Genomic DNA, 12,555 nt, shown 5'->3' with positions numbered 1-12,555 from the left:
CACCATTTTCACTAAAAACCATCAAGCCTAACTCTGTAGCTAAATCGCTCGATCAGCCTTCAACTATAAATTCTTTAACTGATCTTCAGTTCTTTGCCCGATTTAGCTGCGGCATAAATAGCCTCTACGATTTTGATGTCGCGTAGCCCTTCTTCGCCCGGCGCCATCATTGGTTTTTTGTTCATAATAGCCAATGCATCGTCGTCCATTTGCAGGGTCTGCTGCATGGGCACTTCATATGGATGCTCGATTTTTCCACCGCCACTCCAAATCCCTTTTTGACCGTTGTAGGCTGAGTACGGTTCCATACGCAGGCTCCCTTTCGATCCTGTTACGTCCAGAAAATTCATATTCATACCATAGCTGGTCTGAACGGCGGCCCGCGCTCCACTCGGAAAGATGAGCTGCGCCATGGACGTTTCATCAAGGCCGTTTTTATAAACATCGGGACGGCTTGTATATTGCTGCGCCGTAACCGCAATCGGCTCCTCACCCGTTGCCAGCCGGGCTCCCTGCAATACGTAGACACCCATGTCATACATGACGCCCCCGCCCATTTCTTTCTTCTGCTTCCAGTGATTAGTACGTGCGTCGTAATAGCCAGCAGAACAGCTCACCATCAGTATTTTGCCAATTTTCCCGTCGCGTAATCCTTTGACATATTCCTGGGTATTAGGCTCATGATGCAGTCGATAGCCAACCGCCAGCGACACCTTGTTTTTAGCACAGGCGTCAATCATGTTCTGGCACTCTTTTGCCGTAACGGCCATTGGTTTTTCAACCCAAACGTGCTTACCCATTTTAGCCGCCCGCACTACGTATTCTTCATGCATGGAAGGTGGCAGCACTACGTATATAACGTCGATATCGGGGTTATTGGCAATCTGATCGAACGTCTGGTAGGAGTAAATGTTCTTGTCGGGGATATTGTACTGCTTTTTCCACTTCTCCGCCTTTTCCGGCGTGCCCGTTACGATTCCGGCGAGATAACAATTCTTCGTTTTTTGCAGCGCGGGGGCTAGCAGATCAGTACTGTAATAACCCAGCCCAACAAGGGCAACCCCGAGTTTATCTTTAGCAGGCCGGGTGGCAGACCAGAGGGTGCTGGGCGAGATCGTTGTAGCTAACCCAGCGAGCGCAGTCGTATGCAGGAAGGTTCTGCGGGATGTCATGATTTAGGATTTAAGGTTTCAGGTACTCAAACTACGAACTTCAAACGGTAACTCAAAAACTTCGCTGTCGAACTGGCTTACTAAGCTTTTTTGTTATCAGTAGGCGTTCTAACTAAGGAACACCCTATTTTTGCCCCATGTCTAAGAACGTCAACATCGGTTTAGTTCAGATGAGTTGCTCGGCGGATGTCGAAGCCAATATTCAGAAAGCCATCAGCGGTATTCGTGAAGCGGCCCAAAAAGGGGCTCAAATTGTCTGTTTGCAGGAATTATTTACATCACTGTATTTCTGTGACGTTGAGGATCACCATAATTTCAGTCTGGCAGAAGCGATACCTGGCCCAACAACCAACCGCTTGGGCGACCTGGCAGGTGAGTTGGGCGTGGTCATTGTTGCGTCGCTGTTCGAGAAACGGGCACAAGGGCTATATCATAACACAACGGCGGTTCTTGACGCCGACGGAACGTATCTGGGGAAGTATCGGAAGATGCACATTCCCGACGATCCTGGCTATTACGAAAAGTTTTATTTTACACCTGGCGATCTGGGCTACAAAGTTTTCGATACAAAATTTGCCCGCATAGGCGTACTCATCTGCTGGGATCAGTGGTATCCCGAAGCGGCCCGCATTACGTCACTGATGGGTGCCGAAATCCTGTTTTACCCGACAGCCATCGGTTGGGATACTAACGAACCCGACCCAAAACAGAATGAGGAGCAATATAATGCCTGGCAAACGATCCAACGGAGTCATGCCATTGCCAATGGTGTTCACGTAGTGGCCGTAAACCGGGTAGGTCGTGAAGCCGATCAGCAATTCTGGGGTGGTTCGTTCGTCAGCAATCCGTTCGGTTCGTTGCTTTACCTGGCTCCACATGACCAGGAACTGGTTCACGTCCAGCCGGTTGACCTGGCTGCGTCAGAAAAATACCGGACTACCTGGCCGTATTTCCGCGACCGGCGAATTGATTCCTACCAGCCTATTACAAAGCGGTATATCGACGAATAATGGCGGTTACTTTCCATTTCTCTCTCTATCTGTAAGCTGTTTATGAAACTAATGGCCGTGCTGCTGTGGGCAGTTTGGCTGGTGCAGGCTATTGGTTTTCATACGCTACGTTACCCGATCCTATAAGCGTCGAACGTAGAGTGGCCGACAGTTGCGTTTGGGCAGAAAGTCGGCCACTCCGCGTTCGATGTTTATACACAACACCCAAAAAGCATACTATACCATCGACATAGAGGGTGGTTTCTCAGTACCCGAGCCAAAAATTTATCTCTGCGGGCCAGGCCAAATCTCTATGTCAACCAAGATCGGACAAAATTTTCCGAGGAGGGTTCACGACCATCCACACCACATCATAGGCTGTAATAGTCGCCTTTCAGTAGTGTTGCCAGATGCCGTCGCTGATATGCATTTGTTAGGTAAATTAATTATGATTCATGTCAAACCACTATCCTGTCAGAGGTACCCGTTCCGACCGTTAATTAAATTTGGCGTGTCAACTAGCGTTTGATTTTGATATATTTGACAATTATACCAAAGCCTATGTACCCTATTTATACATCGGTCATCATTCCCTGCTATAACGAGCAACAAGTTGTCGAGGAATCTTATCTGCGATTAACGAAGGTGATGCAGGCTAATTTCCACCGTTATGAGCTGGTCTTTATCAATGATGGCAGTAAGGATAATACGTTACCCATTCTCAGCGAGTTAGCAAAGAAAGATGCCAATCTGAAAATATTGTCGTTCTCCCGTAACTTCGGTCACCAGCCGGCCGTTTCAGCTGGCCTCGCACAATGTTCAGGTGAATTAGCCATTATTATTGATGCCGATTTACAAGATCCCCCTGAGCTGATCCCGGCTATGGTGGCGCTCCAGATTAAAGAAGCCTGTAATGTCGTGTACGCTGTTCGTCAGAGCCGGCAGGGCGAAACAGTGTTTAAAAAAATAACGGCCAAACTATTTTATCGGACGATAAATTACCTGTCGGAAGTACCATTGCCGCTCGACACAGGCGATTTCCGCCTGATTGATCGCAAAGTGATCGACGCATTCAATCGACTGCCCGAACGTAATAAATACATTCGGGGCCTTATTACCTGGGTGGGTTTTAAGCAGGTACCTATCTCCTACGAACGTAGCGAACGGTTTGCTGGTGAGACCAAGTACTCTCTCGTGAAAATGCTACGGTTCGCCCGAACGAGTCTGCTTTATTTCAGTAATAAACCACTACGTATCGCTTCTTCCCTGGGTGTCGCAGCGGTTTTGATTGGTCTGGTCCTGACACTGTGGGTTTTTTATGTCAAGATTTTTAAACCCAACGAGCTTGTGCATGGCTGGTCGTCTATACTGATCATCGTCATATTTTTCGGGGGGGTACAAATGCTGACGATTGGCATCCTGGGCGAGTACCTGAGCAGTATTTTTAATGAAATTAAAGGGCGACCTGAGTTTATTATTGATGATGTTATCAATCTCACGCCCGACTCATCTACGAAGACGGATAAATTGGAATCACCGAACTCGCACGTGTCCTCCAAAGCCATTCCGTCATCGCTACTCTCCAATTCATGAACCTTGGTATTGAAATTGGCGGAACGAAATTGCAATTGGTAACGGACGACATGACCGGCCGTATTACCCAACGATTCCGATACGCCGTTGACCCTTCAAAAGGCGCCGATGGTATTTTGGCCCAGATAGCGGCTACTATTGAGCAACTTCCCGAACCTCCTCAGGCCGTTGGCGTAGGGTTTGGTGGTCCATTAGACTGGAAAACCGGACGTATTGCGACGTCCCATCAGATTGGTGGATGGGCCGGTTTTGAACTTGCCAACTGGCTTCGGACACAGATTCCAGGGGCCTTGGTTCGGGTAGAAAATGATGCTAATGTAGCCGCCCTTGGTGAGGCTACACAAGGTGTCGCTACAGGTTTTCAGCAGGTGTTTTATATAACGCTGGGTAGTGGCGTTGGCGGTGGAATCGTTGTAGACCGGAAGCTTTATCATGGGGTGTCGCCGGGAGAAGCTGAAATTGGTCATGTATGGCTGGTGCCGCCGGGTGATTCCAGCAAGGGGCAAACGCTTGAGCAAACCATATCTGGCTGGGCCGTTGATCAGCAAGTGAGGGATTTGATTCCGCAACTACCAGACGACTCTGCCTTGAAAATAGCGGTGCAAAAAGCGCATGCGGCTGGGTCTGTCGGGAAGGAGGCCCAATTTCTGCACTCAGCCTACGAAGCGGGTGACCCAGTCGCTAAAATGCTGATTGAACAGATTGGGTCAGTGCTGGCTCTGGGTCTTTCGCACGTTGTCCATCTGTTTCATCCGGAAGCCATTGTACTGGGCGGTGGTTTGTCGCTCATTGGTGAACCGTTGCGGGCGGCTGTCCGGCAGGCACTCCCTCGTTTTGTCATCAAGGCCTTTCATCCGGCTCCCATCGTCCTGTTGGCCAAACTTGGCGAAGACGCCGTACCCATTGGCGCATTGGAATTAGTAAAGAACGGGTAATGCGCCCTGTTAAGAACCACGTAACGCTCTATATTACCCATTAAATATTTCTCCTACCCTTATATGAATCAGGCTTATTTCAAAACTTACCTCGACCGGCAGAAAGCCGCGTATGATGCCATTCCCATCGCTCAGGTTGAGCATATTATCAATCTCATCAAAAAATGCTGGGAAGAGGATCGGCAGTTATTTGCCTTCGGAAACGGAGGTAGCGCATCGAACGTATCGCACTTCATTACCGATCTTGGTAAAAGTGCCTCCGATAAAATGGGAAAGCGTTTCCGGTGCCTGTCGCTGAACGAAAATTTATCGTGGATTACCGCCATTGGCAATGATTATGCCTACGAAGACATATACCTTCGTCAACTTCAAAATTATGCCCGCCCCGGCGATCTGGTTCTGACACTCAGTGTTAGTGGCAACTCCCCTAACGTAGTAAAAGCTGTGCAGTGGGCAAATGACAACGGACTAACAACCATTGCCTTCGTGGGCGGCAAACGCGGTCAGTTAGCCGATCTCGCCCACGAATCCATCGTTATTCAGGATGAACATTACGGTCGCGTTGAAGACGCTCAAATGACCATTTGCCATCTGCTGTGTTATGGGTTTATCGAAAGTTAGTTAACAGTCGATAGTCGTGAGTAGCGAAATGTCGTATCACTTATGACTCACGACTATCGACTGTTGACTTATGAATAGCGATCATTTCGCCAGGGATAAGCGGTGTTAGAATAACCGCGTTCCTCCCAGAAACCGAGTTGATTCTTTGTCAAAAACTCAATCCGCTTGATCCATTTCGACCCTTTCCAGGCGTACAACTGGGGCGTAATCATACGTAGTGGTCCACCATGTTCAAGGGAAAGCGGTTGTCCATCAGCAGTATGCACAAGCAGAACATCGGGTTTGAGCGCTTCTTCGAGCGAAACATTGGTTGAGTAACCATCGTACCCGTAGCACATGATGTGGGTGGCGGTCTCTTTAGGATCAACCAAAGCCGCCAGGTCCATAAACCGAACACCCACCCAGGGGATATTCAAGCGTGACCAGGTCGTTACACAGTGAAAATCACTAATATCTTCCACCTGCGGCAATGCCATCAAATCATCCCATTTGAGCCGAACTGGGTGATTCACCTCCCCATCAATATTCAATTGCCACTTGTCGAGTGGAATGTTTGGCTGGTAGCCCAAATCCAGCACCGGCCACTTCGCCGTAACAGTTTGCCCAACAGGAACTGTTGGCATGCCATGCCGATTTGTTGGGCCGGAACCCCGCGGGTTATCGTCAACCATGGAAGGGGTCTGCGTCATTTTTTCCTCAAACCGACGCTTGAGTTTCATGCGGGCATCGACAATTCGATCCGTCTTTTCGTTCGATTCCATATCTACATTCTCCATTCCATCAACTCTAAATAATGTTTTGTAGTTTTGGACGCTACAAGATAATCTATATGTATAAATTCTTATTGGGGATTCTCATTTCTCTAACTGTCAGCCTGACAACTCATGCCCAGACGAAAAAACAGGAAGATATTCGTCAACTTATGGACTTGATGGGAACAACTTCCCTGATGAAACAAACAATGAGCCTTTCTATAGAACAGCAAAAAAAGGTAAATACAAGCCTGCCTGAAGAGTTTTGGAAAATACTCGACAAAGAAGCTGACTATGAAGATTTGTTTAATCAATTAATCCCCGTTTACGACAAGCACTATACCCACGACGAAATCAAAGAGTTGCTCGCCTTTTATAAATCTCCTCTGGGGCAAAAAACAATCAAAGAACTACCCACTATTATGCAGGAGTCATCAGCTGTAGGCCGGGTTTGGGGTGAACAACTTGGCCGACGAGCAGCAGAAAAGATGAAACAAACACAATCCGCCCCAAAGAATTAAGGCACATTAACTTACCCGAACGTAGCTTCCCAATAATTTTACTTCCGCAGAGTGATGATTCAGTATTTCGTGTAAATCAGGATCATTAGCGTGGCCTTCGCACTCGAGCAGAAACCAATAGCGGAACGTAGCACCTTCCCGCAAGGGTCGGCTTTCGATCTTGGTCAGGTTGATATTCCGGGTATTGAACTCCTGTAAGAACTCTGCCAATACCCCAGGTGACTGGGTATTGGGTAAGCGGGCAATGAGCGTGGTTTTATCATGGCCGCTGGGCTGATTTACAAAATCTTTCGCCAGGATCAGGAAACGCGTACGGTTCAGATCACTGTCTTCAATATTATCGAACAACACCGGCACGTCGAACAGTTTGGCTGCAATATGCGAGCAGACAGCCGCAGCATATGGCTGTTGGGCAGCCAGTTTAGCGGCTTTAGAAGTCGATTCCACAGGCACCAATTCAGCCTTTAGCTCATCGAAGTAATCATCCAAAAACCGGCTACACTGTCGAAACGCAATGTCCTTTGAATAAATATGGGTAATGTCGGCTAGACTTTCCGCTTTTGTGGCAAACGTAAAATGAACTGGAATCTGAACTTCAGCCGCAATTCGCAGGTCTTTTTCGAGCAGTAAATCAATGGCTTCTTCAACAACGCCCTCCTGGTTATTCTCAATTGGCACCACGCCGAAACGTACCCGCCCTGTTTCAACGCTCTCAAACACAGACCGGATCGTCGGTAAGGCCATGTAATTGCTCATGGCGCCAAACCGGCTCTCGGCGGCCTGATGGGTAAAGCTGCCTTCTGGCCCAAGATACGCGACTCGTTCGGGCAGTTCGAGATTGCGTGATACCGCAAAGATTTCCAGGAAAATAGCCTCAATGGCCGACCGATTCAATAAACCAACATTTTGCGCGGTAAGCCGATCCAGAATCTGCAGTTCGCGTTCGGGTCGGTAAATAACCGTGTTGGTCGAGCGTTTTAGTTCGCCTACCTGGCGAACCAGCTCCATCCGCTTATTTAACAGAATAAGGAGTTGGTCATCGAGAGAATCAATGTCGTTACGAAGGGATTCAAGGGTCATAAAAAAGTCGTCAGTCGCAAGTTGTAGAAGTCGTAAGTAGTTGTTCACTACCCACGACTGACAAACTTACGACTTACGACTTATGACTGCTACGACTTGTGTCTAAAACTTATACCAGAGCCGCTTCTTCCACATCTTTTTCGATGCGCAGGTTATCAATGATGAATCGCTGGCGATCGGGCGTATTCTTGCCCATGTAGTAGCTGAGCAATTTAGAAACAGAGGTTTCTTTTTCCATAATTACGGGTTCAAGGCGCATGTTTTCGCCAATGAACAGGCCAAATTCGTCAGGCGAAATCTCGCCCAATCCTTTGAACCGCGTGATTTCAACTTTTTTTCCCCCTTTCATCAAGCCATTAATGGCCGACTGCTTCTCTTCATCGGAGTAGCAATAAGTCGTTTCCTTGTGGTTTTTGGGATTACGCACCCGGAACAAAGGCGTTTCGAGAATATATAAATGGCCGTTACGTACCAGATCCGGGAAAAATTGCAGAAAGAACGTCAGCATCAGCAATCGAATGTGCATCCCATCCACATCGGCATCGGTTGCAATAACGATCCGGTTATAACGCAGTCCGTCCAGCCCGTCTTCAATATCTAAAGCGTGTTGAAGCAGGTTGAACTCTTCATTTTCATAAACCACTTTTTTGGTCAGCCCGAAACAGTTGAGGGGCTTACCGCGCAGGCTAAACACAGCCTGTAGCTGTACATTGCGTGATTTGGTAATAGAACCGCTGGCCGAGTCCCCCTCGGTTATGAACAGGGTCGACTGGTAGCGATCTTCGGTTTTTAGGTCGGACAGGTGATTGCGGCAATCGCGCAATTTTTTATTATGCAGGCTCGCTTTTTTGGCCCGGTCGTTGGCTAGCTTCTTGATACCCGCGAGTTCTTTCCGTTCCCGCTCCGACTGCTCAATCCGTTTCTTCAGGGCATCGCGTACGGAAGGATTAATGTGCAAAAAGTCATCAAGCCGCTCTTTCACAAAATCGAGCACAAACGAGCGCACCGACTGACTTTCGGAATCGGGAGCCATGTTGATCGATCCTAATTTTGTTTTCGTCTGCGATTCGAACACGGGCTCCTGCACCCGAATACTAATGGCTGCAATGATCGAGCCCCGAATGTCGGACGGATCATAATCTTTCCCAAAGTGTTCACGTACGGTTTTGACGACGGCTTCGCGAAAAGCGGCCAGGTGCGTTCCACCCTGCGTCGTATATTGCCCGTTTACAAACGAATAATATTCTTCGCCATATTGATTACCGTGCGTGAGCGCAATTTCAATATCGTTCCCTTTTAAGTGGATGATTGGGTAACGTAGTGAATCTTCGTCTTTTTTGGTTTTATCCCGTAGCAGGTCGAGTAGCCCATTCTGCGAAAGATATTTCTGCTTGTTAAAGGAGATGGTAAGGCCTGCGTTCAGGTAGCAGTAATTCCAGATCATGTTTTCCAGAAACTGCGGAATAAAATGATAATTCTTGAATATGGTATCGTCGGGCTCGAAGCTGATTAACGTACCATTCCGCTCATTGGTAACACTTTCGCCCTGCTGTTTAAGGACACCCCGTTCAAATTCTGCCCAAACAGTGCGACCCTCCCGAAACGACTGAACCTTAAAATACGTAGAAAGAGCGTTAACCGCTTTCGTTCCGACACCGTTAAGGCCAACCGATTTCTGGAAAGCCCCGGAATCATATTTACCGCCCGTGTTAATCTTGGAAACGACTTCAACGACCTTTCCAAGTGGGATGCCCCGCCCAAAGTCACGCACCTCGACCCGATGCTCACTCACGCGTACATCAATGGACTTTCCAAAGCCCATTACGTACTCGTCGATACAGTTATCAATGGTTTCTTTGATCAGGACATAGATACCATCATCGGCAGCCGACCCGTCGCCAAGCTTGCCAATGTACATCCCCGGTCTTAGGCGAATGTGCTCGCGCCAATCAAGCGAGCGGATACTATCTTCGTTATATTGAACAGGCTGATTTGGCAATTCTACCATATATATTTGTAAACAAGTAAACTGAATTTGGCTGTAACCTAGCACAACCACATCGAACAAACATTAGAAAAGTTATACCTGTAGTATCGAAAGATAAAAATACCGTTGGTACAGAAAATATTTAATATCCAGCAAAAGTTCACTTACTTTGCCGACTGAACTGTACTGTGTACTATACAGCCCGGTAGATCGTTAGATACAGAACTTAATCTTTATGCATTCTCGATCCGTTCGACATCTTAAAAATATGCAAAATCTGCGAAATATTCACATCCTGCCATTAAAAACTTTTCTTTTTATCATATCTTTTCTTCAACGTCGGCTCACTACACGTATTGCTCTTGTACTGCTATCCGCCGGAGGCCTAACCGCCCAGGCTCAAATTGTTCCATCTGCAGGAAGTAGCTCCCCTGCTGCACCCAGCAGTTCACCCGCAACAGCACCCAGCATGACACCAGGTCGTGGTAACGCATTACCCGCCGGTGTAAATGCAAATAACTTACCCGCAAATGTTCAGCAGATGAACAATCGGGCCGGACAAACTGGAAACACAGGAAGAACGGGAACAACGGGTACAACTGGAGCCGGCCGTGGCGCATCAGCCAACAACGGAACCTCAACGACAAACAATCCCACTAATCCAAACAATCCAAACCAGGTTATCCGGGATCAGGCAGCGACTGACCAGGCGGACAATAATAATCAGGACGTTGTTGAGAATAGCATAAAAAGTGCCCAACAGCGCGAACAGGAAGAAAATCGACAGAAACTATTTGGGTATTCGCTTTTTAACGATCCAGCGATGGCCACTACGTTTCAGCCAAACCTTAACATTGCTACGCCCCGTAACTACATCGTCGGTCCTGGTGACGAGCTGAACATCCGGCTCTATGGCTTTTCTGAAGGCGATTATACCCAGAAAGTATCGCCGGAAGGATTTGTCTACATAGCGGGCTCTACGGGTATTGGTCCTATTCAGGTATCGGGCCTCTCCATCGAACAGGCAAAAGCGCGTTTGGAAAGTCGTATGGCTGCCAAATTTGCGGGCCTTCGTAACTCCTCATACGGACCAAAGAATACGTACCTAGAACTTTCACTGGGTGAAATTCGCAGTATTCGCGTCACTGTAACGGGCGACGCCATGCGCCCCGGTACCTATACGATGTCATCGTTGTCGACAGCCATGAACGCTATTTATCAGGCGGGCGGTCCAAACGACATTGGCTCTTTTCGTAAAGTACTCCTCATCCGCAACAATCGTGTCGTGGCAACCCTCGATCTGTATGATTACCTACTGAATGGCATCCAGAATAACGATCTGCGTTTGCAGGATAATGACAACATTCGCTTCACGACCTTTATCGAACGGGTTGAAATTGGCGGCACAGTTAAGCGGAACAACATTTTCGAAATGCTACCCGGCGAAACGCTCGACCGGCTCTTATTTTATGCAGGTAATTTTTCGGCGAATGCCTACAAAGGCCGGTTGAAAGTCAGACGCCTGACTAACCTCGAAATGAAGGTGATCGACGTAACGCTGCCCGAATTCAAGACGTTTGTGATGCAGGATGGTGACCTTGTTACGGCTGAGCGCGTTCTTGACCGGTTTGAAAACAAGATCACGATTGAGGGGGCTATTTACCGGCCCGGAGAATATTCGCTCGATAATAACAAAACGCTCAAACAGCTTATCACCAACGCCGAGGGATTAAAGGGTGATGCCTTTACAGGACGTATCAACATTGTCCGGACTCGGGAGGACCTGGCCATTGAAAATATACCGGTTAACCTGGCGGCTATTTTGGCCGGTACCGAACCCGATTTGCCGCTTCAGCGTGAGGACCAGGTTATTATAACCTCCCGTTTCGAGCTAGCTGAAGTGTCTACGGTTTCCGTGCGTGGCGAAGTAAATCACCCCATTGAGGAAATGCCATTTATGGCCAATATGACCCTGAATGATGCCTTGTTAAAAACAGGTGGGTTGCGGGAAGCAGCGGCTGTTTCGCAGGTAGAAGTCGTACGCCGGAAAAAAGATGCCGATCCTACCTCAAAAAACGCCGTAACAGCCGAGGTTTTCCATTTTAGCGTTAACCGTGATTTATCACTTAGTGCCGACGACAATAAGTTTCTGCTAGCCCCTTACGATCAGGTCGTCGTACGTCGATCGCCCAACTACCTTATTCAAACGTTTGCTGGTGTAGAAGGTGAAGTGATTACGCCGGGCCTCTACCCCATCCGGAGCAAAGACCAGAAAGTATCCGACTTGCTGGCTGCAGCTGGCGGGCTTTCGCCACAGGCGTATGTAGAAGGGGCTACGTTGCTTCGGGCGGTAAAATTGAGCGATGATGAGTTGGAGCGTAAGCAAAGAATAATTGCGGAAGTAGGTAACAATTCGAGTAAATCGCTGGTCGATACAGCCGCCATGGCACCCAATAAACTGGAGCCAATTGACATTAACCTAAAGAAAATCCTGGCAAATCCCGGGTCATCTGAAGATATTCTAGTGTTGGAAAACGATATCCTTCGGATTCCCAAATTACTGGAAACCGTGCGCATCCAGGGCGAAGTTCAATTGCCCAAAACCGTTAAATTCCGTTCGAGCAATAACTTCCAGGATTACATTAGTGAAACGGGTGGATTCACGACCAAATCTCAACGCAGACGTTCCTTTATCGTGTACGCAAACGGTTCTGTTGACCGCACCCGGAAGTTTATGTTCTTCAATATTTATCCACGTGTAGAGCCAGGCGCAGAGATTATTATTCCGAGACGAACCGCCAATCCGTTGACGGCCCAGCAAATACTGGGTTCCACCGTGGGTATTGCAGGTTCGTTATTAACTCTGGTTACTACAATTCTCTTAATTAGCCGCGTTCAATAATAG

10 protein-coding genes are annotated in these 12,555 nt (G+C 48.0%); 6 read left to right on the top strand and 4 right to left on the bottom strand.

The window, feature by feature from the left end; genetic code table 11:
• Positions 1 to 74: 74 nt before the first annotated feature.
• Positions 75 to 1,172: a Gfo/Idh/MocA family protein gene (locus ACYVEA_RS08650; protein ID WP_461113030.1), complete on the bottom strand. Its 1,098-nt coding sequence runs from the start codon at positions 1,170 to 1,172 to the stop codon at positions 75 to 77.
• A gap of 137 nt (positions 1,173 to 1,309) precedes the next feature.
• Here ACYVEA_RS08650 and ACYVEA_RS08645 point away from each other — a divergent pair, with 137 nt between their 5' ends.
• The 4 genes from ACYVEA_RS08645 to ACYVEA_RS08630 all read left to right on the top strand — a co-directional run bounded on the left by ACYVEA_RS08645 (position 1,310) and on the right by ACYVEA_RS08630 (position 5,310).
• Positions 1,310 to 2,182, top strand: coding sequence for a carbon-nitrogen hydrolase (locus ACYVEA_RS08645; RefSeq protein ID WP_461113029.1), 873 nt, complete (start codon positions 1,310 to 1,312; stop codon positions 2,180 to 2,182).
• Positions 2,183 to 2,722: 540 nt separating this feature from the next.
• Positions 2,723 to 3,754: a glycosyltransferase family 2 protein gene (locus ACYVEA_RS08640; RefSeq protein ID WP_461113028.1), complete on the top strand. Its 1,032-nt coding sequence runs from the start codon at positions 2,723 to 2,725 to the stop codon at positions 3,752 to 3,754.
• On the top strand, positions 3,751 to 4,689 hold the full coding sequence (locus ACYVEA_RS08635) for an ROK family protein (protein ID WP_461113027.1): 939 nt from the start codon (positions 3,751 to 3,753) through the stop codon (positions 4,687 to 4,689). The genes ACYVEA_RS08640 and ACYVEA_RS08635 overlap by 4 nt, the downstream gene beginning before the upstream one ends.
• 63 nt (positions 4,690 to 4,752) lie before the next feature.
• Entirely contained in the window at positions 4,753 to 5,310 is a 558-nt protein-coding gene (locus ACYVEA_RS08630; RefSeq protein WP_461113026.1) for a D-sedoheptulose-7-phosphate isomerase, read from the top strand.
• 68 nt (positions 5,311 to 5,378) lie between these two features.
• Here the strand turns inward: ACYVEA_RS08630 and ACYVEA_RS08625 are convergent, their stop codons facing one another.
• Positions 5,379 to 6,071, bottom strand: coding sequence for a molybdopterin-dependent oxidoreductase (locus ACYVEA_RS08625; protein ID WP_461114061.1), 693 nt, complete (start codon positions 6,069 to 6,071; stop codon positions 5,379 to 5,381).
• A 68-nt stretch (positions 6,072 to 6,139) separates the two neighbouring features.
• Here ACYVEA_RS08625 and ACYVEA_RS08620 point away from each other — a divergent pair, with 68 nt between their 5' ends.
• Positions 6,140 to 6,583, top strand: a complete 444-nt coding sequence (locus ACYVEA_RS08620) for a DUF2059 domain-containing protein (protein ID WP_461113025.1) — start codon at positions 6,140 to 6,142, stop codon at positions 6,581 to 6,583.
• Between the two features lie 6 nt (positions 6,584 to 6,589).
• Here the strand turns inward: ACYVEA_RS08620 and pheA are convergent, their stop codons facing one another.
• Both pheA and ACYVEA_RS08610 read right to left on the bottom strand, forming a co-directional pair.
• Complete coding sequence (gene pheA / locus ACYVEA_RS08615; protein WP_461113024.1) at positions 6,590 to 7,663, bottom strand: prephenate dehydratase; 1,074 nt, start codon at positions 7,661 to 7,663, stop codon at positions 6,590 to 6,592.
• Positions 7,664 to 7,772: 109 nt separating this feature from the next.
• Positions 7,773 to 9,671 (bottom strand): DNA topoisomerase IV subunit B, encoded by a 1,899-nt coding sequence (locus ACYVEA_RS08610; RefSeq protein ID WP_461113023.1) that lies wholly within the window; start codon positions 9,669 to 9,671, stop codon positions 7,773 to 7,775.
• A gap of 247 nt (positions 9,672 to 9,918) precedes the next feature.
• Between ACYVEA_RS08610 and ACYVEA_RS08605 the strand changes: the two genes are divergently transcribed.
• Positions 9,919 to 12,552: a polysaccharide biosynthesis/export family protein gene (locus ACYVEA_RS08605; RefSeq protein WP_461113022.1), complete on the top strand. Its 2,634-nt coding sequence runs from the start codon at positions 9,919 to 9,921 to the stop codon at positions 12,550 to 12,552.
• Positions 12,553 to 12,555: the final 3 nt, after the last annotated feature.

This window comes from Spirosoma jeollabukense, from assembly GCF_054777855.1.
Note: the sequence above shows the minus strand (reverse complement) of the source record. Positions and strands in the feature narration are given on the sequence as shown.

Coding starts and splice junctions, on each gene's coding strand:
- ACYVEA_RS08605 (WP_461113022.1), top strand. CDS start 9,919: ATGCAAAATCTGCGAAATATTCACATCCTGCCATTAAAAACTTTTCTT.
- ACYVEA_RS08630 (WP_461113026.1), top strand. CDS start 4,753: ATGAATCAGGCTTATTTCAAAACTTACCTCGACCGGCAGAAAGCCGCG.
- ACYVEA_RS08645 (WP_461113029.1), top strand. CDS start 1,310: ATGTCTAAGAACGTCAACATCGGTTTAGTTCAGATGAGTTGCTCGGCG.
- ACYVEA_RS08635 (WP_461113027.1), top strand. CDS start 3,751: ATGAACCTTGGTATTGAAATTGGCGGAACGAAATTGCAATTGGTAACG.
- ACYVEA_RS08610 (WP_461113023.1), bottom strand. CDS start 9,671: ATGGTAGAATTGCCAAATCAGCCTGTTCAATATAACGAAGATAGTATC.
- ACYVEA_RS08625 (WP_461114061.1), bottom strand. CDS start 6,071: ATGGAATCGAACGAAAAGACGGATCGAATTGTCGATGCCCGCATGAAA.
- pheA (WP_461113024.1), bottom strand. CDS start 7,663: ATGACCCTTGAATCCCTTCGTAACGACATTGATTCTCTCGATGACCAA.
- ACYVEA_RS08640 (WP_461113028.1), top strand. CDS start 2,723: ATGTACCCTATTTATACATCGGTCATCATTCCCTGCTATAACGAGCAA.
- ACYVEA_RS08650 (WP_461113030.1), bottom strand. CDS start 1,172: ATGACATCCCGCAGAACCTTCCTGCATACGACTGCGCTCGCTGGGTTA.
- ACYVEA_RS08620 (WP_461113025.1), top strand. CDS start 6,140: ATGTATAAATTCTTATTGGGGATTCTCATTTCTCTAACTGTCAGCCTG.